Here is a 26146-nt window from a genome sequence, read left to right as displayed (position 1 = left end):
GGCGATGGCATAGCGGCGCCGTCAGGAAATCGCCTTCGATGCCGACAACATGAAGTCGCTAAGCCTTGCCCAGTCGGTCTGAGTCTTGATTTTGCTCGTTGCAAGGATTGCCAAGACAAGCTGTTTCTCCGGCATGATCGCGATCATCTGTCCATGGTTGCCATGGGCAAAATATCGAAACGGCGGAAGTTGGGCGGCAATGGCGCTACCTTCTCTCTGCGCCTTGCCATCCGGTCCCGTTGTCCACCACATGTAGCCATAGCCGCCGATGCTTGGCAAAACGGTATGGGCGGTCACGCTCTCCAGAACCCATTCGCGCGGAACGATCTGCTGTCCATTCCAATCGCCCTCATTGAGATAGAGATGTCCGAAGCGCGCCATGTCTCTGAGCGTCAGGTGAAAATGATAGGCGGGATGGATGGAGTCCTCACCTCGAAGAAACGCGCAATCTTCAAGCTGGAAATCCTGCATGGCGATCGGCTCGGCTACGTATCGCTGAAATCCCTGGAACACGGAGTGGCCGCTGGCTCTCTCGTAAATCGTGCCCAACGCATTAAAATCCCAGTTGTTATAGTACCAGAACGTGCCGACAGGGTGTGATCCGCGCTCCGGCCTCGCCGCCTTCATCTCCGCGCTTTCGGCCAGAGCGGGATGATAGATCCCAGAACGCGCCATCATTAGATCGCGGACGGTTGCTTGCTTTTCATCGTCCGTGAGCGCCGGTTCCACATCATCGATGTCGAGGTCCTTTAGCGTCGCTCCGAGATCGATGCGGCCTGCTTTCACCTCAATGCCGATCAGGGCGCTCAGCAAACTTTTCCGAACCGACCTTATCAATACCTTTTGCTTTGGATCGCCGCTCCAGGCGAGCACCTTTCCGCGGTGAATTACCGCAGCGCCGATTGCGCCAAAATCGGAGGCTGCCTGAAGAGCCTGTTCCAACAATTCGGCATCGTATCCGCTGCCATCGACATGCCATTCGTCATCGGGAAATTGCATATCATTGCTACCGAAAGGTGAGGAAATAGCTCCCTCGATATCAGTGCAACTTAAGCGTTTTTATGACCGCCTGAGTTTTCGGGAGTGTCCGTCACCTATCGGCACACAATGATCCACGCTCCGCTCAACGGCAGAGCGATGCTTTGGCTCAATAGGTCTGCCGCCCCTCCGTCCAGACCGAGCGGACTACCGGCAATCCTTCTACCACGCTGACGCGAACAAGATCGGCACGTTTGCCCGACGCGATGCTGCCGCGGTCGGCAAGGCCGACGGCAGTTGCCGGGTTGAGGGTGACCGTGCGGATCGCATGCGTCAGGTCGTAGCCGATATCCTCCGCCGTCAGCGCGAAGGCGCTCTGCAGCAGGCTGATCGGCACATAGTCCGACGAGACGATATCGAGCAGCCCGCGCCGGGCGAGATCGGCGGCGCCGACATTGCCGGTGTGCGAGCCGCCGCGAATGATGTTCGGCGAGCCCATCAGGATCGAGAGACCGTGCGCGCGGGCGGCTTCCGCGGCCTCGAAGGTCGTCGGAAATTCCGAGATGACCACGCCTTCGCTGGAGGCCAGGGTTATGTGGTCGGTGGTTTCGTCGTCGTGGCTCGCGAGCGGGATGCCATTGGCGTGGCCCATCTCGACGAGTGCGGCGCGATTGCCGGGGCCGACCGCGTCGTCGAGGCGCGCATGAGCTCCTCGACGACGCGGTCGAGCTCATCCGGCGAGAAGGACCGGTAGGAGAGCTGCTTCTGCTTGTATTTCTCGAGGTCCGGCGATTGGCGGTGCCCCGGCGAATGATCCATCACCGACATCATGCGTGTCAGCGGATCGGCGGCGAAAGGTTCGAACATCTCGACCACGCGGTCGTCGGTGATCTCGCAGCGCATGTGCAACTGGTGGTCGGCGCGCAGCAAGCCGCGTGCGCGGGCGGTACGGATGCCGTCGACCATCGGCATCAGGATTTCGTTACGCTCGGGATTGCGCAGGCTGGAGCCGATGCAGATGGCGTCGAGCACCGTCGTAATGCCGGACGCAATGATCTGGGCGTCATGCGCCATCGCCGCCAGAACGGTGTTGAAGCGCACGCCGGGACGCGGCATGACGTGTTTCTCCAGGCTGTCGGTGTGGAGATCGACAATGCCCGGCATCAGATAATCGCCGTTGAAGTCGATCGCGCCGGCGGCGGCACTGGACCCGGTGGAAATATCATCGATGAGACCATCGGCGATGTGGATGGTACCCTTGATGACCTCCTCAGGGAGGATGATCTTGGCGTTGGTCAGGACGAGTGAATCGATCACGCTGCGCTCCCTTGATAGGCCAGAACTTCGAACAGACGGTCGGAAACGGCGTCGCGCACCTCCTGATCGTGGAAGATTCCGACGATCGCCGTGCCGCGCGCTTTCGCCTCAAGAATGATGTCGATGACCGTGCGGCGGTTCTGAGCGTCCAGCGAGGCTGTCGGCTCGTCGAGCAGCAGGATCGGATAGTCTACCGCAAAGCCTCGGGCGATGTTGACGCGCTGCTGCTCGCCGCCGGAAAAGGTCGCCGGCGCCAGGCTCCACAGCCGCTCCGGGATCCGGAGCCGCGTGAGCAACGCCTTGGCTTTCGCTTCGGCGTCTTCACGCGGGATGCCGCGCATCAGGCCCGGTTCAGCGACGATCTCCAGCGTCGGCACGCGCGGGATGACGCGCAGGAACTGGCTGACATAGCCGATGGTGCGGCCGCGGACTTCCACTACTTCCCAAGGCTCTGCCGTGGCGAGATCGACCACGGTGTCGTCATGCTTGACCAGGATCGACCCCTTGTGCGGCTTGTAATTGGCATAAAGCGAACGCAGCAGCGTCGACTTGCCGGCGCCTGAAGGTCCGTGCAGGCAAACGCATTCGCCGCGACGGACATCGAGATCGAGATTGGCGAAGACGGGGATGCGGGTGCCGCCTTGGGTATGAAGCGTGAAGGTTTTCGACAGCGACCGAACGCTGATCGGCGTGGCTGCGGAATTGATATCGTCGTTCATCGCTCAGACCTGCAATACGGAGGAAACCAGAAGCTGGGTATAGGGATGGTGTGGGTCGTCCAGCACCTGATCCGTCAAGCCTTGCTCCACGACGTCGCCGCGCCACATCACCATCAGCCGGTCGGCGAGCAAACGAACGACCGCGAGATCGTGCGTTACGACGATGGCGGCGATGCCGAGTTCACGCACCAGCCCGCGCAGCAGGTCGAGCAGGCGAGCCTGCACCGAAACGTCGAGGCCGCCGGTCGGCTCGTCCATGAAGACGAGGCGTGGCTTGGTCACCAGATTGCGGGCGATCTGCAGGCGCTGCTGCATGCCGCCGGAAAAGGTAGTCGGCTTATGATCGGTGCGGGCGATATCAAGTTCGACCTTGGAGAGCCAATCCTCGGCATTGGCGCGGATCTCTCCGTAGTGCCGATCGCCGACCGCCATCGGCCGCTCGCCGACATTGCCGCCGGCGCTGACATTCATGCGCAGGCCGTCGCGCGGGTTCTGATGGACGATGCCCCAGTCGGTGCGCATCAGCATCCGCCGTTCGGGCTCGGAGAGCGAAAGGATATCGATGAGGCCATGCCGGCGTGTATCGTATTCGATGCTGCCGGCATCGGGCTTCATGCGGGCCGAGAGGCAGTTGAGCAAGGTCGACTTGCCGGAGCCGGACTCACCGACGATGCCGATGACTTCGCCGGGATAAAGCGTGAAGGAGATATCCTTGCAGGCGGCGACATCACCGAAGGTCTTGGAGATGCCGTTGACGCGCATCAGCGGCGCGCGACGCAGTGTTGAAACGGCAGCCATCACGACGGCTCCTTCTCGGTTTCGTTGAGCGAGGTCAGCGCCAGTGCTGTCGGATTGCCGCCTTCCGGGCCGACATGGCCGGCCGCGCGACGGGTGGTGCAATGATCGGTATCGGAGCAGACGAACATGCGGCCGCCCTTGTCGTCGGTCACGACTTCGTCGAGATAGCTGTCGGTCGCGCGGCAGAGCGCGCAGCAGCTTTTCCAGCTCTGCACCTTGAAAGGATGATCGTCGAAATCGAGGCTGCGCACCGTCGTGTAGGGCGGAACGGCATAGATGCGCTTTTCGCGGCCGGCGCCGAAAAGCTGGATCGCCGGATTGTGCGTCATCTTCGGATTGTCGAATTTCGGGATCGGCGTCGGCGACATCAGATGACGGCCATTGACCATGACCGGATAGCTATGCGCAGTGACGATCTGGCCGTAGCGGGCAATATCCTCGTAGAGACGCACCTGCATCAGCCCGTATTCGGCATAGGCATGCATCTTCCGCGTCTCCATCTCGCGCGGTTCGAGGCCGCGCAGGGGTTCCGGCTGCGGCACCTGGTAGACGAGGATCTGGCCTTCGGTGAGCGGCATTTCCGGCACGCGATGGCGGGTCTGGATGACGGTGGCATCGGAGGTTGCCTCGGTCGTTTCCACACCGGCAACGCGGGTGAAGAAGCGGCGGATGGAAACAGCGTTCGTCGTATCGTCGGCACCCTGGTCGATGACTTTCAAGACATCTTTCGGGCCGATGACGCTTGCCGTCACCTGAATGCCGCCGGTGCCCCAGCCATAGGCGAGCGGCATCTCGCGTCCACCGAAAGGTACCTGATAGCCGGGTACGGCGACTGCCTTGAGGATCGCGCGGCGGATCATCCGCTTTGTCTGCTCGTCGAGATAGGCGAAGTTATAGGCGTCACCGGCCTTGGTTTTTTCCTGGTTGTTGTCTTCTTGGGCCGCGCTCATTCGGCTGCCTCCTTGGTTTGGCGTGCCTCGAATTCCGCACGCAGTCCGCGCAGCAGTTGGAGGTCGCCCTGGAAGTCGACATAGTGGGGAAGCTTCAGGTGCGAGACGAAACCGGCCGCCTCGACATTGTCGGTGTGATAGAGGACGAATTCCTCGTCCTGTGCCGGATAACGCGCCATCTCGCCGAGCTCGCGGCAGCGCAGCGCCCGGTCAACCAGCGACATTGCCATTGCCTTGCGTTCGCTCTTGCCGAGGGCGAGACCGTAACCGCGCGTGAAGCGGGCAGCTTCCGTCTTCGAGCCACCGAAATGATTGATCATCTGGCATTCGGTGACGACGATGTCGCCGATCTCGATGGCAAAGCCCAGTTCCTCCGGCACGAATTCGACCGGCACTTCACCCATTCGGATTTCGCCGACGTAAGGGTGGCTGCCGCCGTAACCGCGCATGGTCGAATAGGCAAGCGAGGTGAGGAAGCCTTCGTCGCCACGCGCCAGGTTCTGCAGCCGCTGATCGCGGTCTGCCGGAAAGGCCATGGGCTGGCGCGTCAGGTCGTAGACCGGCTCGCCTTCGCGGACCGGGATTTCATGCTCCATGAAATCCTCCTGCGCCACGATATCGGTAACGCGGGGCATGGAGGCATCGAGCGGCTGATTGGCAATTTCGGCCCGATGGTCCCTGGCGGCTTCCTCCATCAGGTCGAAGTCAAGCAGGCGGTGCGTATAGTCGTAAGTCGGGCCGAGCACTTGGCCGCCCGGCAGGTCCTTGAACGCGGCCGAGACACGGCGTTCGATGTCCATGGCTGCCGTATCGATCGGTTCGGTGATGCCGATGCGCGGCAGGGTCGTGCGATAGGCACGCAAGAGGAATACGGCTTCCACCACATCGCCTTGCGCCTGCTTTAGCGCCAGCGCCGCCAATTCGCGGTCGTAAAGCGAACCTTCGGTCATCACGCGGTCGACAGCGAGGCCAAGCTGGCTTTCGATCTGGCCGACCGAAAGCTCCGCTTCCGACGTGTCGCCGCGCCGCTCTTCGGCGATCAGTTTGTGGGAATTCAAAATGGCGCGTTCGCCGCCTTTGACTGCAACATACATGGGGTTATTCCTCCACTCTGATGCCGCGCGGCAGGCTGATGATCTCACTGCCGTTCACGAAAATCACATCGACGCCCATCGGGTAGAGCCCGTGATTGTCGTCCCAATCCTGCCAGAATGTTTCCGGCAGCCCGTCGATGCCGCAAACCGCAGCATGCTGGATGCCGGGGCCGGTCCAGCGCATCGGCTTTCCCAAGGTCAGCGACGGAACCTGCAGGATGAGCGTGCAGGATGTGTCGGGATATTTGTCCTCGCCGAAGGAAAAGGCTGAGAGCGGCGGCATCTCCGCCGCCGTCGTCACGATGGCGAAGCGGCAGTTGGCGGTGTCGGAGACCAGCGGCGAACCGGCATGGAAGCGGATATAATTTGCGGCGGCCGAGCTGTTGTCGAGGTCGAGCCAGACTGGCGTCTCGAAATCGAGAAGGGTCAGTACAATCGCCGCCGTCGCCGGCATCAGGAGATGGGGCACGTCGGCAAGCCGATCCAGGCTATGGACACGACCGGGATAGGCGGTGGCGTCTAGAATGCCGCGGAAGGTTGCCTGGGCATCGAAAATCGGCTCGGCAAAGCCCGGCTTCAGGTTTCTTGTATCGATAGCGACGCTCATTTCTTCGTCTCCGCACGCACCATGGTGAAGAATTCGACTTTGGTGGAGGCAGCCTTCAGGCTCTTTTGCAGCCGCCGTTCCGCCTGTTTGCCTTCGAGGCGTTCGATGACCGTGCCGGCGATAGCGAGACGATGCTCCGGCTTCTGCATCAGCGCGTCGAAGACGGCGGCAAGCTCCGCCTGCCTGGTGTCGCGGCCTTGGACATAGGAATAACCGGTCGTGCCGTCGGCAAGCCGCAGCGCGCAGCGCGTCATGCTCATCTCGGTCATGTTGAAGGCGTCGCCCGTGCCGCCGGCCCGCGCCCGCACCATCACGAGGCCAACCTCCGGCTGGCGCAGCCATTCATAGGCCGGCTGCTCACGCAGCCCGTTCCAGGCCTCTTCTAGTTCACTGCGGCCTGCACGGGCCAGAATGCCCATCCAGCGCCTCCGGTCGGCATTGTCGCCAGCCGCTACGTCTTGTCCGTGGTCGTCTTGCACTATCTCACCCCTGAGGAAAGCCGGTTTGCGGCCATGACCGTGCGTCCGCCGCAATGTCTTCGGCGGCGGAAAAACACGGGAAAATCGCAACCCAAATATAACAAAGGTCCGTACCTTATTTTCGCAGTACGGACCTTTACAGATCGTCTGTTTCACCCTTATGACGATTGCGGAAATGATTTCGGTGAGGCGAAGTCTCCCGATAAACCTGGCCCGACGGCCATGCGCAAAGGATCGGAAACATGGCTTCAATGGCAGAAACCGGTGACATCCATGGTGGCGAGGGTCAGGAGCGTGGCCGGCTGTGGCGTAGTGTTGCGTCGTCGCTGCGCGAGGATATCCGCAGCGGCAAACTGGTTGCCGGCATGCAGTTGATGACCGAACTCGACATGGCGAGGCACTTTGACGTCAGCCGCTTCACTGTCCGCCGGGCGCTGGCCGAGCTGGAAAAGGAAGGTCTGATCCGCATCGAACACGGTCGCGGCCTCTTCGTCGCCGAAGACGCAATTCCCTATGCGCTCGGCGAGCGCACGCGCTGGACGGAAAACATGAGCCGCGCCAGCCTCGAAAGCCAGCGCCGTATTCTGGCGAGCTCGATCGAGGAGGCCGATGCTGCCACATTGCGCAATCTCGAATTGCCGCGCGGCGCCGAAGTGGTGGTGATCGACTCCATGGGTGAGGTCAGCGGCCGGCCGCTCAGCATGGCACGCAGCTATTTTCCCGCTGAACGCTTCCGCGGCATTGACGAATTGTTGCGCCAGAACCCGTCGCGCACCGTCGCCTACCGCTCCTTCGGGATCAACGACTACAAGCGCAAGAGCACCCGCATCATTGCCCGCCTGCCGAGCGTGCGCGAGGCCAAGACCCTGAAATTGCCGAAGACGCGGCCGGTGATCGAGATACACAAGGTCGACGTCGATGCCGAGGGGCGTCCGATCTCCTTCGGAATCTCCTGCTTCTCCGGCGATCGCGTCCAGCTCGTCATCGAATAAGCGCATCCCGCTTTCGGTCCCGATCCGCGCGATTGAAGGACAAAAAAATCGGCACCGGCGATGAGGCCGGTGCCGATGTTGCGCAGGGGAAAATAGAGAGATGACTTAGCGGTTGGTCATCGCCAGCGACGCGTCGGAGTAGCGCTTGCCGGCCACCTGCCCGAGCGGAATGATATCAGTCAGTTCCTGAACTTCGCCGGCCGAGAGGGTGATGTCGGCAGCGGCCGCATTCTGTTCCAGATGGTGAAGCTTGCGGGCTCCGGGGATCGGTACGATGTAGTCGCCCTGGTGCAGCACCCAGGCGAGCGCCAACTGCGCCGCCGTGACGCCTTTGTCCTTGGCGAAGGCTTCGAGCTTGGCGACGAGCGCTGCGTTGGCGTCGAAGTTCTCGCCCTGGAAACGCGGCAGGTTGCGGCGGAAGTCATCGGCTGCCAGTTCGTCTGTATTGCGGATCGCGCCCGTCAGAAAGCCGCGGCCGAGCGGGCTGTAGGGCACGAAGCCGATGCCGAGTTCACGGCAGGTTGCGAGCACTTGTTCTTCCGGATCGCGGCTCCATAGCGAATATTCGCTTTGCACGGCGGCAATCGGATGCACCGCATGGGCGCGGCGGATGGTAGCGGCGCTTGCTTCGGAAAGCCCGAGCGCACGCACTTTGCCTTCCTTCACCAGCTCCGCCATGGCGCCGACCGTATCCTCGATCGGAACGTTGGGATCGACGCGGTGCTGGTAGAATAGGTCGATGACATCGGTGTCGAGGCGTTTCAGCGACGCTTCAGCCACCTCCCTCACATGCTCCGGCCGGCTGTCGACGCCGATCATCGCAGCCGGACCGGACTTTTCCAGATCGAGCTTGAAGCCGAACTTGGTCGCGATGACGACGCGATCCCTGACGGGCTTCAGTGCTCGGCCGACCAGCACCTCATTGGTAAAGGGGCCGTAGGTTTCGGCCGTATCGAAAAAGGTGACGCCGAGGTCGACGGCGCGATGCAGCGTATTGACAGACTCGTCGTCATTGGTCGCGCCATAGGCGAAGCTCATGCCCATGCAGCCGAGGCCGACGGCGGATACGCTGAGTTCCTTGCCGAGTTTGCGGGTTTTCATAATCGTGTCCTTTTGAGCTTAATTCTGGCCTGCAGCGGCCATCCTTGCCGGCTGCGTGACAGGCAAGAAACTATGCCTGCCGATAACGAATGAAAATGCATGCAAATCCAAATGGGCTGTTCTATTATTTAGATCAATGAACAGAACTCAGCTCTCCCAACTGGCGGTCTTCGCCGCCGTTGCCGCCCATCGCAGCTTCCGTGCAGCCGGCAAGGAATTGTCGATCGCGCCTTCCGCCGTCAGCCATGCCGTCTCCAGCCTCGAGGAAAGCCTCGGCGTGCGGCTGCTCGCCCGCACCACCCGAAGCGTGGCGCCGACGGAGGAGGGCAAGCTGCTGCTGGAGCGCTTAGCGCCGGCGCTGGAGGAGATCGATATTGCATTGGAGGATACGCTTGCCGCCCGCGGACGTCCGGCCGGCAACCTTCGCATCACCGCACCGCGCTTTGCGACCGACCTGCTGCTTGCCCCGCGGCTCGGCGATTTCCTGAATGCCTATCCCGATATCACGCTGGAGATCGCCAACGAAGATGGCTTCAGCGATATCGTCAAGGAAGGCTTCGATGCCGGCATTCGGCTGGAGGAAAGCATCGAGGGGGACATGATCGCGGTGAAGGTCTCGCCGGATATCCGCACCGTCATCGCCGGCTCCCCGGCCTATTTCGAGAAGAATCCGAAGCCTTTGCATCCGCGCGATCTCGTCAACCACCGCTGCATCAAGCGACGATTTACCGATGGCTCTCTCTATCGCTGGGAGTTCGAGAAGGATGGCCGTGAGCTGATCGTCGCCGTCGACGGGCCCTTGATCGTGATCGAGGATAGGCTCGCGGTTCTGGCGGCGATTAATGGCGCCGGCCTCGCCTATCTGTTCGATATACGCGTGCAGCAGGAATTGGCGGACGGCAAGCTCGTCCGCGTGCTGGAGGACTGGTGTGCACCCTATCCCGGCTTCTGCATATATTATTCCAGTCGTCGCCAGATGCGCCCGGCACTCAGGGCTTTCATCGATTTCTTCAAATATACCGGGCCATAGGAGAGCAGCGGGACGCCCCGTTGCTCTTTCCGTGGGACAATCACGCTGCTGTCTTCCGGTTGGCGGCGGTCATCGCCAGCTTCGAGAGTGTCTTGTCGGTTTTTCCCGCTTCCTGCAGTGTCTGGTCGAGCAGCTGGACGACCTGTTTTTGGCCGAGAGTCTCCGCCCAGGTGCGCAGCGAGCCGTAGCGGGCGATCTCATAGTGCTCGACGGCCTGCACGGCGGAAATCAGCCCGGCATCGAGAACGGGCGTTCCCTTGAAGTCCTCGATAATCTCCTGGCCCTCGACAATCATCCCTTGGATGGCTTCGCAGGTCTTGCCATGCGCGCGCTTGCCGATCAGTTCGAAGACCTGTTGCAGCCGTTCGACATGTCCCTCGGTTTCCTGGAGGTGTTTTTCGAAGCCGGCTTTGAGGTCCGGCGATTGTGCCTCGCGCGCCATCTTGGGGAGCATCCGAATGATTTGCTTTTCGGCGTAGTAGATGTCCTTCAGCGTATCGTAGAAAAGATCTTCCAGCGTCTTCTTGCCCATTGTCTCTCTCCTTATTTTCGAGCCCGATTTTTGTGGCCGGATTTTTTTGAGATGCCGCCGGTAGCGACGTCTACACAAGACCGCGCAAACCGAATTGTTCCCCCTGCTGACGGAATTCGGTGCGGTGGTGTGAAATAAAGTGTCCGCACCAACCGCACGAACGGAGAATGGGTTAGAGACAATGAAGAAGCCGGGATCGATGAAGGGTCTGGAGGAGCTCGGCCGCGTCAGGCTGTCGAAGAATTTCTTCTTCCGCGATTTCCTGCATTCGGAGATCGCGGATTTTTATCGCATTCCGAACATCCCGGACGACCCCGATCTAGCAATCGAGTCCGGCAGCCGGCTTTGCGAGGAATTGCTGGAGCCGCTCGAAGCGACCTTCGGCCGACTGCATATCCGCTCCGGCTATCGTGCGCCTGAAGTCAACGCCTTTGGCAACAGGAACGGCCTGAATTGCTCGACCAATGCCCATACGGCCGCGCATCATATCTGGGATATGCGCGATCTCGATGGCTGCATGGGTGCGGCAGTCTGCATCGTCGTGCCATGGCTGATCGACAATTGCCACGAAGCGGGCGACTGGCAGAAGCTTGCGTGGTGGATCCACGATCACCTGCCTTACGCATCGCTCTGCTTTTTCCCGAAATTATGGGCCTTCAACATCCAGTGGCATGAGCGGTCGCAACGGACGATCCAGAGCTTTGCTCAGCCGCGCGGCATGCTGACCAAGCGCGGCATGGCAAATTGGCAGGGCGATCATTCGGCCCTCTACGAAGGATTTCCAAAACTGGTCATTTGATTGGGCATGATCTTATCCAAAAAACCGCGTCGCACTTTTTGGGATCATGCCTTAAAAATTGATGCGGTAACGGATGTGTCCATCGCTCTCGACATAGCTGTCGTAGAGCTTGCGGGCCGTGGCGTTGCTCTCTTCCGTATGCCAATAGAGCCGCGCCCAGCCGTTCTTTTTGCAAAGCGCGACGAGATCGTCCATCAGCGCCCTGCCGACACCCAGGCCACGCGCGCTTTCGGCGACGAACAGGTCTTCCAGATAACAATCCGGCGCTCGGACCCAGGTGCCCTCATGCGTCAGGCAGAGCGTGAAACCCTTCACTTCCCCATCGACTTCGGCGACGCGCATGAAGATGGCGGACGCCGGATCGAAGGCCCGGCGCCATGTCTTGTCGGTGATATCGGGTGCGATGCCGACGCCGTAGAAGGCGAGATAGTCAGCCCAGAGCTCGCGCCAGCGGGCTTCGTCTTCGTGTCTGGCATCACGGATCACCACGGTCATAAGTTCGTTCCTGCTTACTTTATTTGCCGGCCCTGTCGAGCAGGCTCATGGCTTCGTCGGAAAGCGAAAGCTTCGTCGAATTGATTAGCGCGTTGAGCTGGCTGAGGCTGGTGGCGCTGGCGATCGGTGCGGTGACGCCCCTTTTGCGCAGCAGCCAGGCGAGTGCGACATCGGCCTGCGTCGACTTGGTCTCCGCTGCGACGGTGTCGAGCGCGGCGAGAATGCGGAAACCCTTGTCGTTGAGGTAAGCCGAGACGCGATTTTCGCGCGCCCGACCTTCGGTGTCAGCCTTACTGCGGTATTTGCCGGTGAGGAAGCCGGCCGCAAGGCTGAAATAAGTGATGACGCCGATTTCTTCCTTGACGCAGAGGTCCGCGAGCGGGCCTTCGAAGCTGTCGCGGGCATAGAGGTTATATTCGGGCTGCAGCACATCGTAGCGCGGCAGGCCGGCCTTGCTGGCGGCATCGAAGGATGCTTGCAACTGCTCTGCATTGAGGTTGGAGCAGCCGGCATGGCGGATCTTGCCCTGTTCCTTCAGCTTCGCATAGGCGCTGAGCGACTCCTCATGCGGCGTTTCCGGGTCCGGCCAGTGCGATAGATAAAGGTCGATATAATCGGTCTGCAGCCGCTTCAGAGAATCCTCGACCGCTTGCAGGATGTAGTCCGCCTTCAGCCCCTTCTTGTCGGGGCCCATTTCCGAGCCGACCTTGGTGATGATGATTGCCTTGTCGCGGGCAACGCGTCCTTGCTTCAGCCACTTGCCGATGATTTCCTCGGAATCGCCGCCCTTGTTGCCGGGAACCCAGCGCGAATAGACGTCGGCGGTGTCGATCGTGTTGAAGCCGGCGTCGAAGAAGGCATCGAGCAGGGTGTAGGAGGTCTTCTCGTCAGCCGTCCAGCCGAAGACATTGCCGCCGAAGACGATCGGAGCGGTGAAAATGTCAGTTCGTCCAAGCTTACGCATTTCCATAATAACTCTCCAAATCACTTGAGCAAAAAGGCCGGCGCGGAAAGGGCCGGAAGGGGAGGGGACGTCGGTGCAAGTTATCGTCCGGTCACAGGAAATGCCACTAACTATTATTTTATTCGGCCGCCGATCGCCGGTAGTGACTGGGCGGCAACTCGTTATATTTCGACTAGACGCGCCGCATATGCCGCATGGGCTCCGGCTTGTTTGTCTTCATCTTTGTAGTCTTACTAATGGTAGAAGATCTAAGTTAATCTATTGCTGGTATATGCAACCTCGGGTGGCGACGCCTGGATGTTGACGTTTGTCTTCAGCATAACCACATTTTTCGGCGCAGCCGCTCTTACTCTCAATGATCTTGACGAGCTGCAGACGCTGAGGGACCAGAAATGCCAAGAGTTTTGACAAACGTCTTTCGGTGCATCTGGGCTTTCGCCATAACGGCGACCGCCATCGGCATCGGTGCGGCATATGGTTGGGAAAAGCATGGTCTGGTTGCGGCCATCGCACTTGGCTTTGTTGGTCTTGCGGTCAGCTGGCCCTTCGCATATTCACCGGCAGCGTTTTTTCAATTGTTCTTTGAATTGTTCTTTCAAATTTTGGGCGAATTGCTAACGAACCTAATTTGACGATCTCCAGCATCCCAACGGATTTTGGCCTGGCGCCGCATCACGCCATTGCGCCTTGGGTAAGGGCCGAATAAAGTTCTATCCGGTTTCATCGCGGCCGAGATGAACTATCATCTTGCTCTGCCTATCATTTCACAAGGATCCCCTCCGAAAACCGCTTCGCGCTTGCCGCCCTGCGGTCGTCTGTATCGGGTCCTGCTACAGGAGGAAAAGTCATGTTGCGTTTCGGAATTTTGTCGACGGCGAAGATCGGCCGGGAACTGGTCGTGCCGGCTATTCAGGATGCGGAAAATTGTTTGGTGACGGCGGTCGCCAGCCGTGATCTGGCGCGAGCTCGCGAAATGGCCGATCGCTTTTCCGTGCCGCACGCTTTCGGCTCCTACGAGGAAATGCTGGCTTCGGATACGATCGATGCCGTCTATATTCCCCTGCCGACCTCGCAGCATGTCGAATGGACGATCAAGGCGGCCGATGCGGGCAAGCATGTGCTCTGCGAAAAGCCGATCGCGCTGAAGGCCGACGAGATCGACAGCCTGATTGCAGCCCGCGACCGCAACAAGGTGCTGGTGACGGAAGCCTATATGGTTACCTATACGCCCGTCTGGCAGAAAGTCCGCTCGCTGCTGGCAGCCGGCGCCATCGGCCGTCTGCGCCATGTCCAGGGCGCCTTCACCTATTTCAACCGCGATGCCGGCAATATGCGCAATATCCCGGAACTCGGTGGCGGCGGCCTTCCCGACATCGGCGTCTATCCGACAATCAGCACCCGCTTCGTCACCGGGCGCGAGCCCCTGCGCATCCAGGCCGTTACCGAGCGCGATCCAGAATTCGGCACGGACATCTATTCCAGCGTCAAGGCCGACTTCGGCGATTTCGAACTGAGCTTCTATATCTCGACGCAGATGGCTGCCCGCCAGGTCATGGTCTTCCACGGCACCGACGGTTTCATCGAGGTGAAGTCTCCCTTCAATGCCGACCGCTATGGCGCCGAAGAGCTGGAGCTGACCAATCGCAACCATTCGGAATCTCAGATCTTCCGTTTCCCCGACAGCCGTCAGTACAGGCGCGAGGCGGAAGCCTTTGCCTCGGCGGCCTTGGGCAAGGGCGCGGAAGTCGTGACGCTCGAAAGCTCGAAGCTCAATCAGAAGGTCATCGACGCCATCTACCGCGCCAGCGAAAAGGATGGCTGGGAACCGGTCTGAGCCGGTATTTCAGGGATTTTGCCGGTGGCGGAAGACGAAGCGTGAATAGCCGAAGAAGCTGAACGCTGTCGCCGCCGCCGATGTAAGGGTCAGCGCAATGATCGGCTTAAGGGTAGGTTCGGATACGAGCAGCGAGCTGAACAAGGCATAGTTCAGCAATGCCGAGGTCAGGCCCACCGAACCATAACGGAAGCCTTCGGCCGCCAGCGAGCGGTCGGAGCGGCCGAAGGTGAAATTGCGGTTGAGGAACCAGGTGGCGAGCAGCGCGCTCGGTATCGAAATCGCACGGCCGACGAAGGGGCCGAAGGGCGTGAACCAGAGCAGCAAATGCAGCACGCCTGCATCGACGACGAAACCGATGCCGCCGGCAATCAGGAAACGGAAGAGCTTTTTCATGCCATTTTGGCTTTCTTCTTCCGGCCCGTCGGCTGTTCTAGCTGTTCCATGGATACCGTCTGGTTGGCCCGTTTCCGGTGGGAAATCGGCTTTGCCAAGCTCATATAGTGAATGCGAAGCTGTTCTGCACGGGCTCGGGCAACGGAATCTAGGATCAGGCCGGCCGTGAACAACATGAAGGAAATCATCATCAGCGCCATGGACAGCACCCAGGTAGGCATGCGGGCGACGTAGCCGGTTTCGAAAAATTCGACAAGGACCGGGATCGAGAAGCCGATACTCGCTTCCATGGAGATGGCGCCCAAGATGCCGAAGAAGGCGAAGGGGCGGGTTTCCTTCATCAGCATCGCGAACATCCAGAGGATCTTCCAGCCGTCGCGGAAGGTCGAAAGCTTGGAATGCGAACCCTCCGGCCGGCGGCCGTAATCGAGCTCCAGCTCGCTGACCGGCAGTTTCAACCGCGAGGCATGCACCGACATTTCCGTCTCGATCTCGAAACCTCCCGAAACGGCCGGGAAGCTTTTGACGAAGCGACGGGAGAAGGCGCGATAACCGGAGAAGATGTCGGTGAAGTCAGTGCCGAAGATCGTTCGGTAAAGCCAGTTGAAGATCCGGTTGCCGAAGGCGTGTCCCTGTCGGCCGGCATCGTCGTGCACGCCGCGGCGCGTGCCCACCACCATGTCGGAGCCTTCGGTCAAAAGCGTACGGATCAATTCCTCCGCATCCTCCGGCGCGTAGGTGCCGTCACCGTCGGCCATGACATAGATGTCCGCGTCGATATCGGCGAACATGCGGCGTACCACATGCCCCTTGCCCTGCCGGCGCTCGCGCACAACGGTCGCACCCGCGAGCACGGCGTGCAGCGCAGTGCCGTCGGTGGAATTATTGTCGTAGACGTAGATATCCGCCTGCGGCAACGCCTGGCGGAAACCGCGGACGACGTCGCCGATCGTCGCGGCCTCGTTGTAGCAGGGCAGGAGAACGGCGATATTCAGGCTCTCACTCCACATGGTCTCTGACCAATTCCTACGCATGACTTCCACTTGGGGCCGAACTGACAATCCGAAGGAGAACTTATCCTGCTGCCCGTTAATAAGACGCTATGGCTGCGGGCGAAAAATGGCGGGTTGTGACCTCCGCCGGAACATTCTCGTGATATCGGCTGCGACATAGTTTCGCTTTACCCTTTCTTGATCGGCAGCCGTTAGCGTGTCGCCTCGCATGTCCTTCAAACACGGGGTTTCATCGAGATGGCGCAGGCGGTGGAAATGTCGCGCGGATCGACGTTGACGGTGGCGGAAAAAGCGCCTTCGCGCTGGTCGCGGCTGGGGCTCGTCTCGCTGATTTACAGCGTCGCTGTCATCGTTGTTCTACTGATCTTCAATCGCCACGCCACGGATTATGTCGGTCCCGACAATGACGACGTCATGCGTCTGGTCGAGGTGCGTGATTTCCTCGGCGGCCAGGGCTGGTTTGACATGATGCAGTACCGCCTCGGCCTCGGAGGCGGTACGTTGATGCATTGGTCGCGCTTCATCGACTTGCCGATCGCCGGGCTCATTGTCTTCTTCCGGCTGTTTCTTGCGCCGGAAAACGCGGAAGCGGCAGCGCTCACAGTCTGGCCACTGCTGCTCGTGCTGCCGTTCATGACCTTCATGGGGCTTGCCGGCCGCCGGATCGCCGGCGTCGAAGGCATGCATTTCTCGCTTGGTCTGACGGCGCTCTTCGTGCTGACATCGCGCCGCTTCGCACCCGGCTCGATCGATCATGATAATGCGCAGCTCTGTCTTGTTGCGCTTACCGTCGCGATGCTGGCCGATGAGACCTACAGGCCGCGTAATTTCGCCATCGCCGCCATTGCCCTTGCGATCGCCCTCGGCATTGGTGCAGAGACGACGCCGTTCGTTGCCGTCGCCTGCATGGTGGTTGCCGGTCTCTGGGCCTGGGACGGCGAGGTTTTCGCGCCCGCCGCCCGCGCCTTCGCCCTGACGTTGACGATCGCCGTCAGCGCCGCGTTCCTTGCGCTGGTGCCGCCGCATCTTTATTCCGCCGTCACTTGCGACAATCTCTCGCTGGGCTTTTACAGCATGACCAGTGTCGGCGCCGCCGGCCTGTTGCTATCCGCCTTGTTTGCCAGCCGTCTATCGCGCCCGTGGCGTCTGCTGGTGCTGGCCGCCAATGGCGTGGCCGTCTTTGCGACGATGCTGGCGATCGCGCCCCAATGCCTGCGCGATCCGCTTGCCGACCTCGATCCGATGCTGGTGCAACTGTGGCTGAACAGCGTCTCCGAGGCGCAGTCGATTTTCACCTTGTCCCGCCATCAGCCGGAAACGCTGGGCGCTTTCTATGCCACCGGCTTCCTGGCGATCCTCGTTTGCATCTTCCGCATGTTGCGCCGCGAGCGCGCCCGGTTGCATGCCGTTCTTCTGGCCCTGGTGGCGATCAACTGGATTATTGCGCTGGTCCAGGTGCGCGGGGCCGAGTTTTCCAATCTGCTCGCCATTCCGCCGCTCGCGCTTCTGCTTGCCGAACTTCGCCGCATCTCCGCCGCCGACACGGAAGATATGGGCGCGGCCTTCTTCTATGTCGCCGCCACGCTACTCTCGGTGCCCGCCGTATGGGCCGTCGGCGGCACACTCGCCTATAACGGGATCGAAAACGGCTTCTTCGCCGACCCGCTCACGGATGCGGACGGGGCGGGGAACTGTGCCTCGAAAGAAGCGCTGGCACCGATCGCAGGCCTCGATCCCGGCGTCGTTTCGGCGGCCTCCAACATGGGTTCGCCTATCCTGCGCTTCACGCCGCACCGCGTGCTGTCCGGTCCCTATCATCGCGACCAGGGCGGCATGCTGACCGAACTGCATATCGGCCTTGCGGAGCCAAAGGAGGCGGAAGCCTTCCTGCGCGGCGCTCATGTGACGCTGGTTGCCTTTTGCTCGGGTGATCCGCAGGTGAAGGAAGTTTCAAAGCTGAAGCCCGAGGGGCTCTATGCTCAACTCGGCCGGGGTCATGTGCCCAGCTATCTCGAGCCGATCCCGGCGGCGGCGAAGTCGGATGTGCAGTTCTTCCGGTTCAAACCGCTGGATTGAGTTAGGGCGCCGGATCAAGCCTGGCGCTGCTCCAGCGCGTCGAGCGTGACGAGATAACTGATGAAGCCCAGATTGTAGCCACCGAGAGCGATGAACAATGTCGTCAAAGGCGGGGGAACCGCTGAGGCGGCAACGGCTGCCATGAAGGTGATGCTGACAAGGGCTGCGCCCAGGATCGAGCCGATGGTCGAACGCTGCAGACCGGCCGCAATGCCGGTGACTATGGCGGTTACGAATATCATCGCTCCACCTCCTCTTTACCAAAAACAACTTTGCACAGAATTGCATGGGGATGGCTAAGAAAGGCTTTGTGCATAGGGTTAACGCTTGATGAAGCAATAGGCTCCGCATTTGCGGCGACTTCGGATAAAAGGACCGTATGAGCAGCTTCTTTGAGAATGATTCGCCGACGAATCTCGCGGAATATTCTGTCTCGGAATTGTCCGGATCGATCAAGCGTACCGTCGAGAGCGCCTTCGACCAAGTGCGTGTGCGCGGCGAAATTTCCGGCTATCGCGGGCCGCATTCTTCCGGCCACGCCTATTTTTCGCTGAAGGACGACCGAGCCCGCATCGACGCGGTGATCTGGAAAGGCACATTTTCCAGACTGAAGTTTCGCCCCGAAGAGGGGATGGAGGTGATCGCAACCGGCAAGGTGACGACGTTCCCTGGCTCCTCGAAATACCAGATCGTCATCGAAACGCTGGAGCCGGCGGGCGCCGGTGCGCTGATGGCTCTCCTGGAGGAACGTAAGCGCCAGCTCGGCGCCGAAGGCCTGTTCGATGCCGACCGCAAGCGACGGCTTCCCTTCATGCCGAAGGTGATCGGCGTCGTCACCTCGCCGACGGGTGCTGTCATCCGCGACATCCTGCACCGCATCTCTGATCGTTTCCCCGTGCATGTCCTTGTTTGGCCGGTAAAAGTGCAAGGGGAGGGTTCGGGCGATGAGGTTGCGAACGCCATCCGGGGCTTCAACGAATTTGCGCCCGGAGGTCCCGTTCCCCGTCCCGACGTGCTGATCGTCGCCCGCGGCGGCGGCAGCCTGGAGGATCTCTGGAGCTTCAATGACGAGGCGGTCACCCGCGCCGCCGCGGCAAGCGAGATCCCGTTGATCTCCGCCGTCGGCCATGAAACCGACTGGACGCTGATCGACTATGCCGCCGACGTTCGGGCGCCGACGCCGACCGGGGCCGCGGAAATGGCCGTACCGGTCAAGGCTGAACTGGAGGCGCAGCTCGCAAGCCTTGCCGCCCGTCTGCAAGGCGGTGTCGGCAGGCAAATGGATCAACGCCGGCAGGCCGTGCGTGCGCTGCTTCGGGCGTTGCCATCGCTCGACCAGCTTCTGGCCCTGCCGCGCCGGCGCTTCGACGAGGCTGCCGCCGGTTTGGGCCGCGGGCTGGAGCTGAACACGCTCAATAAGCGTCGCATCTTCGAGCGCACCGCCTCGCATCTGCGGCCCGACGTGCTCTCGAGCCGTATTGTCGAGCGGCGGCAGATGCTGAGCGAGCGGATGAGCCGCGCCGAACGCACCATCGAGCGAATGATCGATCGTGCCCGTGCGCGTATCGGTCGGGCGGACGCCGTTTTCGCCACGCTGCCGTCGCGGCTGGCGGCGCAAACCGGCCGCGCCCGCGATCTACTAGGCAATCTTTCCCGCCATGCCGATACGGCGATCCGCCATCAGCTCGTGCGGGTGCGGGGTGAGTTGGTGGCCCAGGAGCGGGTTCTGCAGTCCCTGTCCTACAAGAATGTGCTGAAGCGCGGCTATGCCGTCGTGCGTGACGACGCCGACCGGCCGGTTTCGCTGGCCGCAGCCCTTGCCACAGGTGCGGCGATCTCGATTGAATTCGCCGATGGCCGCATCGGCGCGATCACCGGCGACAGCCCCGCCACTCCATCGCCCGGAGCGCCTCCGGAAGGCACTCCGTCGCAGAAGAAGCGGACTGCGAGGGCGGCTGCTGCCGCCGCCGATCCGCCGAAGCAGGGCAGCCTGTTCTGATGCGCATCCTGCTCGTACTCGCCCATCCGCTAGAGGATAGCTTTGCCGCAGCGGTGGCGAAAACGGCTGAGGAGACGCTTGTCATCGGCGGACATCAGGTGGATCTGCTCGATCTTTATCGTGAGAATTTCGACCCCCGCCTGTCCGAAGCGGAGCGGCGCGGTTATTTCGACGAGCCCTATGATACCTCCGCTGTCGAGGATATTGTCGCCCGGCTTCGGGTGGCTGACGGCCTGATCCTGGTCTTTCCGCAATGGTGGTTCAATTTTCCGGCCATTCTCAAGGGCTTTTTCGATCGCGCCTTTGCTCCCGGCATCGCTTTCCGCCACGATTCCGCCGGCGGTCGTATCGTGCCCCAGTTGAGCAATATCCGCCTGTTCTGGGCGCTGACGACGACCGGTTCACCCTGGTGGGTGGTGCATCTCTATATGGGCAATCCAGTGCGCCGCCTTTTGAAACGCGGCATTGCCGCCTTCTGCTCCAAGCGGCTCGATTTCCGTATGTTGACCCTGCATGACATGGATCGGATCAGCCAAGCCCGGCGTCTCGCCCATCTCGCTCGCGTCAGGAACGCTCTGGCCGCCCTTTCGCTCTGATCTAACTAATCCCCACGGTAGCCGATCCGCAATCAATTCGGCTGATATGCGGTTTTCGCGACACTATGTTATTCTAAGGCCATGTTTTTTTAGGAGGACCATACGATGAGATTGGCCTCTTATAATGTTGAAAACCTGTTCGATCGTGCCAAGGCGATGAATCTCGATAGCTGGGAGGAAGGGCGCCCGATCCTGGAGAAATTCGCGGCGCTTGAAGGTCTGCTTGGCCAGGTGAGCTACAGTGACGCCGACAAGCGGAAGATGATGGAATTGATCATCGCGCTTGGTTTGGAGAGGAGCGATACCGGTCCCTTCGTTCTTCTCCGGCGCAATCGCGGCGCGCTGTTGACGCGGCCGAAGACCGGCGGCGTCGTCATTGTCGCCAACGGCCGGGCCGATTGGGTCGGCTCGCTGGAGTTGCGTGAAGAGCCGGTGGATGAAGAGGCGATGCGCAACACGGCCCGCGTCATGAACGATATCAAAGCCGATGTGTTGGGTATTGTCGAAGTCGAAAGTCGACCGGCACTGTCTGCTTTCAACTCGTTGATCGTGCCTGTGGTCGGCGGCGATCCCTTCGCACATGTCATGGTGATCGACGGCAATGACGAGCGCGGCATCGATGTTGGCCTTATGACGCGCAAGATTTTCCCGATCGGCTTCATGCGCAGCCATGTCGATGACCGCACGCCCGATGGTTCGCTGATCTTCTCACGCGATTGCGCCGAATATCGCGTTACCACGCCCGCCGGCGCGACGCTCGTCGTCTTGGTCAATCATTTCAAGAGCAAGGGCTATGGCGGCGTGCAAGCCTCCGATGCCCGCCGCAAGGTTCAGGCGAAGCGGGCACGGGAAATCTACGAGGCCCTGCTGACGGAAGGTCTCGATTACATTGCCTTGATCGGTGACCTCAACGACTTTCCCGACAGCCACCCGCTGAAGCCGCTAACCACCAGCAGTCTAAGGGATGCTTTCACCCATCCCGACTTCGACGATGGCGGCTATCCCGGCACCTATGGTGTCTGCAACACCACCAGCAAGATCGACTATCTCTTCCTGTCACCGACCCTCTTCGACAAGGTTCAGCGTGGCGGTGTTTTCCGCAAGGGCCTATGGCCGGGATCGCGCCCCAAACGCTGGGACGTCTACCCCAACCTCACGACGGAGCGGCAGGGCGCATCGGACCATGCAGCCATATGGGTGGATTTGGATATCTGACCGTTACGCCCACTCGCCCTTGCGCATCACCGGAACCCGCGCGCCATCCGGCGTGATGCCGTCGATGTCCACCTTGTCGGAGCCGATCATCCAGTCGATGTGAATCAAGCTGGAATTGCCGCCCTGGGCCTTGATCTGTTCCTGGCTCAATGTCGCGCCATCAATGAAGCATTTGGAATAGCACTGGCCGAGCGCGATGTGGCAGGAGGCATTTTCGTCGAACAGCGTGTTGTAGAACAGGATGCCGCTGGCAGAGATCGGAGAGGAATGCGGCACCAGTGCCACCTCACCGAGCCGGCGGGTGCCCTCATCGGTATCCAGCACCTTGTTCAGCACTTCCTCGCCGCGCGACGCCTTGGCCTCGACGATGCGGCCGCCTTCGAAGCGAACCTGGATATTGTCGATCAACGTGCCCTGATGCGACAGCGGCTTGGTCGAGGAGACATAACCTTCGACGCGCAGCGCATGCGGCGTGGTGAACACCTCTTCGGTCGGGATGTTCGGGTTGCAGGTAATGCCATTCTTGGCGACCGAGGCGCCGCCATGCCATTCGTGGCCATCGGCAAGACCGATCTTCACATCGGTGCCCGGACCCCGGAAATGCAGAGTGGCAAAGCGCTGGCCGTTCATCCAGGCAGACCGCTTGCGCAGGTTGGCATTGTGCTCGGCCCAGGCGCTGATCGGGTCCGGCACGTCGACGCGCGAGGCGGCGAAGATCGCCTTGGCGAGCTTGGCGACGGCGATCGCTTCCGGATCGTCCGGGAAAACCAGCTTCGCCCAGGAAGGGTTCGGATAGGAGACGATGTTCCAGTTGATATCGAAATTGGAGATCTTTTCCAGCGCCGGCTTGTAAGCGGCCGAGTTGGCGCGGTTGGCGCGCGCCACCTTGGCCGGGTCCTGGCCGGAGAGCAGCATCGGATTGTCGCCGGAGATGGCGAGCCGCGCGGCATTGTTGGCATAGGCCTTGGCCATGCCTTCGTAGAGCCAGCTCGAAGCGCGATCGAAGCTTTCGTCATGGCCGTATTCATAGCGGGCAAGCGTGGTTTCTTCGTCGGAATAGAAGGCAGTGACCAGACCCGCGCCGGATTTATAGGCCTCGCGGGTGATCAGCCTCACCAGCGGCATGGCCACGACCGGCGCGGTGATGACCAGATCCTGGCCCTTCTGCAGTTGCAGCCCGACCTTCACGGCCACTTCGGCGAGCTTTTCCAGCTTGGTGGGATCGACGGGATGGTGGTTGGGGGAGGCGAACGTCATGGCAAGACCTGCATGCTGAGGATCGGAAGAACGGTCCACAGACTTAGACCGGTTTGCGGCGAAAATGAAGGCAGTTTTGTTTTTCAGGCGCGATCAGGCAATCAGCGGGGCGGCTTTGGCTTTCAAAACCGCCAGCGCATCCTGGGGGGTAAGGCGCACCTGAAGGCCGCGCTGGCCGCCGTTGATGTAGACATGAGTCTCCGTCATCGCCTGCGCCTCGATCGCCGTCGGCACCACCTTCTTCTGGCCGAAAGGGCTGATACCGCCGACATGATAGCCGGTCAGCCGCTCGGCATCGGTGGGCTTCATCATATTCGCCGACTTGCCGCCGAAAGCGCCGGCAAGTTTCTTCATGCTGACCTCATGATCGGAAGGCACGACCACGCAGACCGGCTTGCCGTCCACCTCCGCCATCAACGTCTTCAACACCCGATGCGGCTCCTCGCCCAACGCCTCCGCCGCCTGCATGCCAACGCGCTCGGCGTTCGGATCGTAGTCATAGCTATGGACGGTGAAGGCAACCTTGGCCTGGGTCAGTACTTGCGTGGCGCGGGTAGTTTTGGACATGCAGATACCGGTGTGTTTAGCGATGCGATCTCATCCGCGCTTAGAATGAATGCTGTCAAGCTTTTCAAGGATCTCCAATCCTCGTGCTCTATCACCGTTTGCCGCTCTCAGGCGGAAACGCGTTTCGGCGTCGAACTCAGTCAGCGCTTTCGTTGAAAGTTCTTCGAAAAGCTTGTTGAGGCTCGTGCCGCGGGCGGCCGCGAGAGCTTTCAGTCGCTCATGCTGATCGTTTGGAAGGCGGATTGTCAATGTGCTCATGTCAAAGCCTCCTTTGGGTGAGGAATTCACCTGCTGTGCGAATCTCCAACTGTGGAAACAGTAATTCAGCTCGTGCGAAGTCTTTCTTATTTGCCGTTATCACAGCCGAAGCACCACCGCCGACTGCTAGTTCGATCAGATGATTGTCTGCTTCATCACGCAAATTCGGGCGCCACAAATAGTATATGGGGGTCCACAGACAGCTTGAAAGAAAAGCATCCAACAACGCTATCCGATCTTCTTTCGATATCAGCCGATCATCAAAGAGGGTATCTCTTCCGCATACATCTTCATATTCAGCAAAGAGGGCGTTACCAATCAGTGGAACCAGATGCCCTTCAAGGCAAAGACGAATGACATGCCGCGAGGCTCCATCGGCATTCATGACGGCTGAGACCAAAATATTTGTGTCGATGACCACCTTCATCGAAAGTTGATAGCATATACGCTATCATTTTGGAAAGCCAATTAGCTTCCAAAAATGCCCGCATAGATCTCCGGTTTGAAACCGATCAGCAATTTGCCGTCAGCTTCCAGCACCGGACGCTTGATCATCGACGGTTGGGCCAGCATCAGAGCAATGGCCTTGTGCTTGGTGAGGTCTGCCCGGTCTTCTTCCGGGAGTGCCTTGAAGGTGGTGCCGGCGCGGTTGAGGACGGTTTCCCAGCCGGCCTGCGCCGTCCAACGCTCCAGATGGTCCCGGTCGATGCCGACGGCCTTGTAGTCGTGGAAATCATAGGCGATGCCGTGGCCTTCCAGCCAGGTCCGCGCCTTCTTCATCGTGTCGCAATTCTTGATGCCGTAAATGGTGATTGTCATGCCGAAACCGTCTCTTCTATGCGCCACCGCATACACGCAAGCGAAGATGAGCGAAAGTATGGGGGCCGCTTGGTGATCCTGGATCTCCGCTAAATGCTTCAGTCTTCCAGCGTTCCCGGCTTGCGGGCAGCCGCACTCGGTTTGTCGCTGCCGATTTTCATCAAGTCGCCACGGCGGCGGACGAGACGGTCGGAAACGCGGGTGACGATAAGGCCGGCTTGCGGGGCGTGGACGTTGATCGTTCCATCCGGCAAGCCGGGCGCCGTAATGATCGTCGCCAACAGGTCACCGTCATTGACACGTTCGCCGATGTTGCGGTGGAAGAGTACGGTGCCGGCCTGAGGGGCGCGGATCATCTCGACATTGTCGAGCGGCACCGCTGGCCCCGTGAAGGCGGGCAGTGTCATGCTGCCGTCGCGCACGGCACCGCGAGCCGCGAGGAAACGCCAGAGCCCTTCGGCATCCTTCTTCGCCATCTCCGGATAGACGTCACGCGTGCCGCGCAGTTCGACGGTAACAGACAGTTTTCCCGGCAGACTTGCCTTCTTCTCGCCGGGTACCTCGTATTTCCAGGCAAAGCTGACGGCTTCCTCGAAGGCTGAGCTTTCGCCGTCCGACAGCAGCACGGCGTCCATGTTCAGCGCTGCCGCTAGATCGGCTGCCTCGGGCCAGAAGGCATCGTCGATATAGGCATATTGCAGGGATTCGTCATCGCAATGCAGGTCGATGACCAGATCGGCGCCAAGCGCCATGTGAATGAGCTGCCGTTTCAACCGGTCGGCGGCAGAGTACCGCTCCCGGTTTTCGATCAGCAGATGGCGGTCGCGTGCCGAGATCAGCGGAAAGTCGCGGTTGAAATTGGTGCGCGTGCCCAGGTCGAAACGGCCCTGCAGCTCGCCGAAATGCGATTGCGCCGCGCCGATCGGATTGGCATGCGGCACGACGACGATATCGCTCAGAACCGCACCTTCGGTCTCCGCCTGCCGCAGCCGCTCGCAGAGGAAATGAGCAAGCGCCGTGCCCGGCAGCTCGCCGGCATGCAGCGCCGCCTGGATATAGATCTTCGGGGCATCCGGCTTGCTGCCGGCAAAATGCAGCACCGGTAGCCGCCATGCGATCCCCGGTGTGTCGCCGTCGATAGTGATTTCTGTGATGTCCATGCGCCTGCCTCCTGCTTGTAATGGTCAGATAACAAGCGGTGGTCGCCTTGCGCAATGATTATTGAGCGGCGTGGCCGGTCCCCGGCCACAAGGTCTGAGAT

Annotated in this window: 31 protein-coding genes; 9 read left to right on the top strand and 22 right to left on the bottom strand. The window is 60.6% G+C overall.

The window, feature by feature from the left end:
- Positions 1–21: 21 nt before the first annotated feature.
- The 9 genes from PY649_RS14325 to phnG form a co-directional block, all read right to left on the bottom strand.
- Complete coding sequence (locus PY649_RS14325) at positions 22–999, bottom strand: serine hydrolase domain-containing protein (protein ID WP_285869141.1); 978 nt, start codon at positions 997–999, stop codon at positions 22–24.
- A 148-nt stretch (positions 1000–1147) separates the two neighbouring features.
- Positions 1148–1630 (bottom strand): amidohydrolase family protein, encoded by a 483-nt coding sequence (locus PY649_RS14320; RefSeq protein WP_285869140.1) that lies wholly within the window; start codon positions 1628–1630, stop codon positions 1148–1150.
- Entirely contained in the window at positions 1570–2295 is a 726-nt protein-coding gene (locus tag PY649_RS14315; RefSeq protein ID WP_285869139.1) for an amidohydrolase family protein, read from the bottom strand. The genes PY649_RS14320 and PY649_RS14315 overlap by 61 nt, the downstream gene beginning before the upstream one ends.
- Entirely contained in the window at positions 2292–3014 is a 723-nt protein-coding gene (phnL, locus tag PY649_RS14310; protein ID WP_285869138.1) for a phosphonate C-P lyase system protein PhnL, read from the bottom strand. Before phnL ends, PY649_RS14315 begins: the two co-directional genes overlap by 4 nt.
- Positions 3015–3017: 3 nt before the next feature.
- Positions 3018–3794: a phosphonate C-P lyase system protein PhnK gene (phnK, locus tag PY649_RS14305; protein WP_285869417.1), complete on the bottom strand. Its 777-nt coding sequence runs from the start codon at positions 3792–3794 to the stop codon at positions 3018–3020.
- 17 nt (positions 3795–3811) lie between these two features.
- Positions 3812–4762 carry an alpha-D-ribose 1-methylphosphonate 5-phosphate C-P-lyase PhnJ gene (locus PY649_RS14300; protein WP_285869137.1) on the bottom strand — a complete coding sequence of 317 codons (951 nt, stop codon included), beginning with the start codon at positions 4760–4762 and terminating at the stop codon, positions 3812–3814.
- Positions 4759–5856 carry a carbon-phosphorus lyase complex subunit gene (locus tag PY649_RS14295; protein ID WP_285869136.1) on the bottom strand — a complete coding sequence of 366 codons (1098 nt, stop codon included), beginning with the start codon at positions 5854–5856 and terminating at the stop codon, positions 4759–4761. The genes PY649_RS14300 and PY649_RS14295 overlap by 4 nt, the downstream gene beginning before the upstream one ends.
- A 4-nt stretch (positions 5857–5860) precedes the next feature.
- The gene (gene phnH, locus PY649_RS14290) at positions 5861–6463 is read right to left on the bottom strand and encodes a phosphonate C-P lyase system protein PhnH (protein WP_285869135.1); all 603 of its coding nucleotides are present in this window, start codon (positions 6461–6463) and stop codon (positions 5861–5863) included.
- Positions 6460–6942, bottom strand: coding sequence for a phosphonate C-P lyase system protein PhnG (gene phnG / locus PY649_RS14285; protein WP_285869134.1), 483 nt, complete (start codon positions 6940–6942; stop codon positions 6460–6462). The genes phnH and phnG overlap by 4 nt, the downstream gene beginning before the upstream one ends.
- Positions 6943–7184: 242 nt before the next feature.
- On the opposite strand from phnG, the gene phnF reads away from it, so the two are divergent.
- On the top strand, positions 7185–7934 hold the full coding sequence (gene phnF / locus PY649_RS14280) for a phosphonate metabolism transcriptional regulator PhnF (RefSeq protein ID WP_285869133.1): 750 nt from the start codon (positions 7185–7187) through the stop codon (positions 7932–7934).
- Positions 7935–8039: 105 nt separating this feature from the next.
- On the opposite strand, the gene PY649_RS14275 is transcribed toward phnF, so the two are convergent.
- Positions 8040–9035, bottom strand: coding sequence for an aldo/keto reductase (locus PY649_RS14275; RefSeq protein ID WP_285869132.1), 996 nt, complete (start codon positions 9033–9035; stop codon positions 8040–8042).
- A 136-nt stretch (positions 9036–9171) separates the two neighbouring features.
- Between PY649_RS14275 and PY649_RS14270 the strand changes: the two genes are divergently transcribed.
- Complete coding sequence (locus tag PY649_RS14270; protein ID WP_285869131.1) at positions 9172–10065, top strand: LysR family transcriptional regulator; 894 nt, start codon at positions 9172–9174, stop codon at positions 10063–10065.
- A gap of 40 nt (positions 10066–10105) precedes the next feature.
- Here the strand turns inward: PY649_RS14270 and PY649_RS14265 are convergent, their stop codons facing one another.
- Positions 10106–10597 carry a YciE/YciF ferroxidase family protein gene (locus PY649_RS14265; RefSeq protein ID WP_285869130.1) on the bottom strand — a complete coding sequence of 164 codons (492 nt, stop codon included), beginning with the start codon at positions 10595–10597 and terminating at the stop codon, positions 10106–10108.
- Between the two features lie 181 nt (positions 10598–10778).
- Between PY649_RS14265 and PY649_RS14260 the strand changes: the two genes are divergently transcribed.
- On the top strand, positions 10779–11396 hold the full coding sequence (locus tag PY649_RS14260; protein ID WP_285869129.1) for a hypothetical protein: 618 nt from the start codon (positions 10779–10781) through the stop codon (positions 11394–11396).
- Between the two features lie 51 nt (positions 11397–11447).
- Here the strand turns inward: PY649_RS14260 and PY649_RS14255 are convergent, their stop codons facing one another.
- The gene (locus tag PY649_RS14255; RefSeq protein WP_285869128.1) at positions 11448–11891 is read right to left on the bottom strand and encodes a GNAT family N-acetyltransferase; all 444 of its coding nucleotides are present in this window, start codon (positions 11889–11891) and stop codon (positions 11448–11450) included.
- Positions 11892–11910: 19 nt separating this feature from the next.
- Positions 11911–12861: an aldo/keto reductase gene (locus PY649_RS14250; protein ID WP_285869127.1), complete on the bottom strand. Its 951-nt coding sequence runs from the start codon at positions 12859–12861 to the stop codon at positions 11911–11913.
- A gap of 386 nt (positions 12862–13247) precedes the next feature.
- On the opposite strand from PY649_RS14250, the gene PY649_RS14245 reads away from it, so the two are divergent.
- Together PY649_RS14245 and PY649_RS14240 are read left to right on the top strand one after the other, a co-directional pair.
- A complete protein-coding gene (locus PY649_RS14245) occupies positions 13248–13487 on the top strand; it encodes a hypothetical protein (RefSeq protein WP_285869126.1) in 240 nt (79 codons plus the stop codon).
- Between the two features lie 215 nt (positions 13488–13702).
- Entirely contained in the window at positions 13703–14689 is a 987-nt protein-coding gene (locus PY649_RS14240) for a Gfo/Idh/MocA family protein (RefSeq protein ID WP_285869125.1), read from the top strand.
- Between the two features lie 9 nt (positions 14690–14698).
- On the opposite strand, the gene PY649_RS14235 is transcribed toward PY649_RS14240, so the two are convergent.
- Positions 14699–15085 carry a GtrA family protein gene (locus PY649_RS14235; RefSeq protein ID WP_285869124.1) on the bottom strand — a complete coding sequence of 129 codons (387 nt, stop codon included), beginning with the start codon at positions 15083–15085 and terminating at the stop codon, positions 14699–14701.
- The gene (locus tag PY649_RS14230; protein WP_285869123.1) at positions 15082–16095 is read right to left on the bottom strand and encodes a glycosyltransferase; all 1014 of its coding nucleotides are present in this window, start codon (positions 16093–16095) and stop codon (positions 15082–15084) included. The genes PY649_RS14235 and PY649_RS14230 overlap by 4 nt, the downstream gene beginning before the upstream one ends.
- A 258-nt stretch (positions 16096–16353) precedes the next feature.
- Between PY649_RS14230 and PY649_RS14225 the strand changes: the two genes are divergently transcribed.
- Positions 16354–18174, top strand: coding sequence for a hypothetical protein (locus PY649_RS14225; RefSeq protein WP_432761358.1), 1821 nt, complete (start codon positions 16354–16356; stop codon positions 18172–18174).
- Positions 18175–18188: 14 nt separating this feature from the next.
- On the opposite strand, the gene PY649_RS14220 is transcribed toward PY649_RS14225, so the two are convergent.
- Positions 18189–18416, bottom strand: coding sequence for a homogentisate export protein (locus tag PY649_RS14220; protein WP_285869121.1), 228 nt, complete (start codon positions 18414–18416; stop codon positions 18189–18191).
- A 137-nt stretch (positions 18417–18553) separates the two neighbouring features.
- Here PY649_RS14220 and xseA point away from each other — a divergent pair, with 137 nt between their 5' ends.
- The 3 genes from xseA to PY649_RS14205 all read left to right on the top strand — a co-directional run bounded on the left by xseA (position 18554) and on the right by PY649_RS14205 (position 21984).
- Positions 18554–20173, top strand: coding sequence for an exodeoxyribonuclease VII large subunit (gene xseA, locus PY649_RS14215; protein WP_285869120.1), 1620 nt, complete (start codon positions 18554–18556; stop codon positions 20171–20173).
- Positions 20173–20769: an NAD(P)H-dependent oxidoreductase gene (locus tag PY649_RS14210; protein WP_285869119.1), complete on the top strand. Its 597-nt coding sequence runs from the start codon at positions 20173–20175 to the stop codon at positions 20767–20769. The genes xseA and PY649_RS14210 overlap by 1 nt, the downstream gene beginning before the upstream one ends.
- A 105-nt stretch (positions 20770–20874) precedes the next feature.
- Positions 20875–21984: an endonuclease/exonuclease/phosphatase family protein gene (locus PY649_RS14205; protein ID WP_285869118.1), complete on the top strand. Its 1110-nt coding sequence runs from the start codon at positions 20875–20877 to the stop codon at positions 21982–21984.
- 3 nt (positions 21985–21987) lie between these two features.
- Here the strand turns inward: PY649_RS14205 and PY649_RS14200 are convergent, their stop codons facing one another.
- The 6 genes from PY649_RS14200 to PY649_RS14175 form a co-directional block, all read right to left on the bottom strand.
- Positions 21988–23241, bottom strand: a complete 1254-nt coding sequence (locus PY649_RS14200; protein ID WP_285869117.1) for an aminopeptidase — start codon at positions 23239–23241, stop codon at positions 21988–21990.
- A 93-nt stretch (positions 23242–23334) separates the two neighbouring features.
- Positions 23335–23808 carry a Cys-tRNA(Pro) deacylase gene (gene ybaK / locus PY649_RS14195; protein ID WP_285869116.1) on the bottom strand — a complete coding sequence of 158 codons (474 nt, stop codon included), beginning with the start codon at positions 23806–23808 and terminating at the stop codon, positions 23335–23337.
- Between the two features lie 30 nt (positions 23809–23838).
- A complete protein-coding gene (locus tag PY649_RS14190; RefSeq protein ID WP_285869115.1) occupies positions 23839–24066 on the bottom strand; it encodes a toxin-antitoxin system HicB family antitoxin in 228 nt (75 codons plus the stop codon).
- 1 nt (position 24067) lies between these two features.
- Positions 24068–24493, bottom strand: coding sequence for a putative toxin-antitoxin system toxin component, PIN family (locus PY649_RS14185; protein ID WP_285869114.1), 426 nt, complete (start codon positions 24491–24493; stop codon positions 24068–24070).
- Positions 24494–24534: 41 nt separating this feature from the next.
- Complete coding sequence (locus PY649_RS14180; protein WP_285869113.1) at positions 24535–24885, bottom strand: ArsC family reductase; 351 nt, start codon at positions 24883–24885, stop codon at positions 24535–24537.
- Between the two features lie 98 nt (positions 24886–24983).
- Positions 24984–26045, bottom strand: a complete 1062-nt coding sequence (locus PY649_RS14175; protein WP_285869112.1) for a M14 family zinc carboxypeptidase — start codon at positions 26043–26045, stop codon at positions 24984–24986.
- Between the last annotated feature and the right edge of the window lie 101 nt (positions 26046–26146).

The sequence above is a fragment of the Rhizobium mayense genome (genome assembly GCF_030272705.1).
Classification (GTDB): Bacteria; Pseudomonadota; Alphaproteobacteria; order Rhizobiales; family Rhizobiaceae; genus Rhizobium; species Rhizobium mayense.
The sequence above is the reverse complement of the archived record's forward strand: the minus strand, read 5'-3'. Positions and strand labels throughout refer to the sequence as shown.

Excerpts from the sequence above, each read along its gene's own strand:
- PY649_RS14325 (WP_285869141.1), bottom strand. The coding sequence starts at position 999 with ATGCAATTTCCCGATGACGAATGGCATGTCGATGGCAGCGGATACGAT.
- PY649_RS14320 (WP_285869140.1), bottom strand. The coding sequence starts at position 1,630 with ATGGGCCACGCCAATGGCATCCCGCTCGCGAGCCACGACGACGAAACC.
- phnL (WP_285869138.1), bottom strand. The coding sequence starts at position 3,014 with ATGAACGACGATATCAATTCCGCAGCCACGCCGATCAGCGTTCGGTCG.
- PY649_RS14300 (WP_285869137.1), bottom strand. The coding sequence starts at position 4,762 with ATGAGCGCGGCCCAAGAAGACAACAACCAGGAAAAAACCAAGGCCGGT.
- PY649_RS14295 (WP_285869136.1), bottom strand. The coding sequence starts at position 5,856 with ATGTATGTTGCAGTCAAAGGCGGCGAACGCGCCATTTTGAATTCCCAC.
- phnH (WP_285869135.1), bottom strand. The coding sequence starts at position 6,463 with ATGAGCGTCGCTATCGATACAAGAAACCTGAAGCCGGGCTTTGCCGAG.
- phnF (WP_285869133.1), top strand. The coding sequence starts at position 7,185 with ATGGCTTCAATGGCAGAAACCGGTGACATCCATGGTGGCGAGGGTCAG.
- PY649_RS14275 (WP_285869132.1), bottom strand. The coding sequence starts at position 9,035 with ATGAAAACCCGCAAACTCGGCAAGGAACTCAGCGTATCCGCCGTCGGC.
- PY649_RS14270 (WP_285869131.1), top strand. The coding sequence starts at position 9,172 with ATGAACAGAACTCAGCTCTCCCAACTGGCGGTCTTCGCCGCCGTTGCC.
- PY649_RS14265 (WP_285869130.1), bottom strand. The coding sequence starts at position 10,597 with ATGGGCAAGAAGACGCTGGAAGATCTTTTCTACGATACGCTGAAGGAC.
- PY649_RS14260 (WP_285869129.1), top strand. The coding sequence starts at position 10,779 with ATGAAGAAGCCGGGATCGATGAAGGGTCTGGAGGAGCTCGGCCGCGTC.
- PY649_RS14255 (WP_285869128.1), bottom strand. The coding sequence starts at position 11,891 with ATGACCGTGGTGATCCGTGATGCCAGACACGAAGACGAAGCCCGCTGG.
- PY649_RS14250 (WP_285869127.1), bottom strand. The coding sequence starts at position 12,861 with ATGGAAATGCGTAAGCTTGGACGAACTGACATTTTCACCGCTCCGATC.
- PY649_RS14245 (WP_285869126.1), top strand. The coding sequence starts at position 13,248 with ATGCCAAGAGTTTTGACAAACGTCTTTCGGTGCATCTGGGCTTTCGCC.
- PY649_RS14240 (WP_285869125.1), top strand. The coding sequence starts at position 13,703 with ATGTTGCGTTTCGGAATTTTGTCGACGGCGAAGATCGGCCGGGAACTG.
- PY649_RS14235 (WP_285869124.1), bottom strand. The coding sequence starts at position 15,085 with ATGAAAAAGCTCTTCCGTTTCCTGATTGCCGGCGGCATCGGTTTCGTC.
- PY649_RS14230 (WP_285869123.1), bottom strand. The coding sequence starts at position 16,095 with ATGTGGAGTGAGAGCCTGAATATCGCCGTTCTCCTGCCCTGCTACAAC.
- PY649_RS14225 (WP_432761358.1), top strand. The coding sequence starts at position 16,354 with ATGTCGCGCGGATCGACGTTGACGGTGGCGGAAAAAGCGCCTTCGCGC.
- PY649_RS14220 (WP_285869121.1), bottom strand. The coding sequence starts at position 18,416 with ATGATATTCGTAACCGCCATAGTCACCGGCATTGCGGCCGGTCTGCAG.
- xseA (WP_285869120.1), top strand. The coding sequence starts at position 18,554 with ATGAGCAGCTTCTTTGAGAATGATTCGCCGACGAATCTCGCGGAATAT.
- PY649_RS14210 (WP_285869119.1), top strand. The coding sequence starts at position 20,173 with ATGCGCATCCTGCTCGTACTCGCCCATCCGCTAGAGGATAGCTTTGCC.
- PY649_RS14205 (WP_285869118.1), top strand. The coding sequence starts at position 20,875 with ATGAGATTGGCCTCTTATAATGTTGAAAACCTGTTCGATCGTGCCAAG.
- PY649_RS14200 (WP_285869117.1), bottom strand. The coding sequence starts at position 23,241 with ATGACGTTCGCCTCCCCCAACCACCATCCCGTCGATCCCACCAAGCTG.
- ybaK (WP_285869116.1), bottom strand. The coding sequence starts at position 23,808 with ATGTCCAAAACTACCCGCGCCACGCAAGTACTGACCCAGGCCAAGGTT.
- PY649_RS14190 (WP_285869115.1), bottom strand. The coding sequence starts at position 24,066 with ATGAGCACATTGACAATCCGCCTTCCAAACGATCAGCATGAGCGACTG.
- PY649_RS14185 (WP_285869114.1), bottom strand. The coding sequence starts at position 24,493 with ATGAAGGTGGTCATCGACACAAATATTTTGGTCTCAGCCGTCATGAAT.
- PY649_RS14180 (WP_285869113.1), bottom strand. The coding sequence starts at position 24,885 with ATGACAATCACCATTTACGGCATCAAGAATTGCGACACGATGAAGAAG.
- PY649_RS14175 (WP_285869112.1), bottom strand. The coding sequence starts at position 26,045 with ATGGACATCACAGAAATCACTATCGACGGCGACACACCGGGGATCGCA.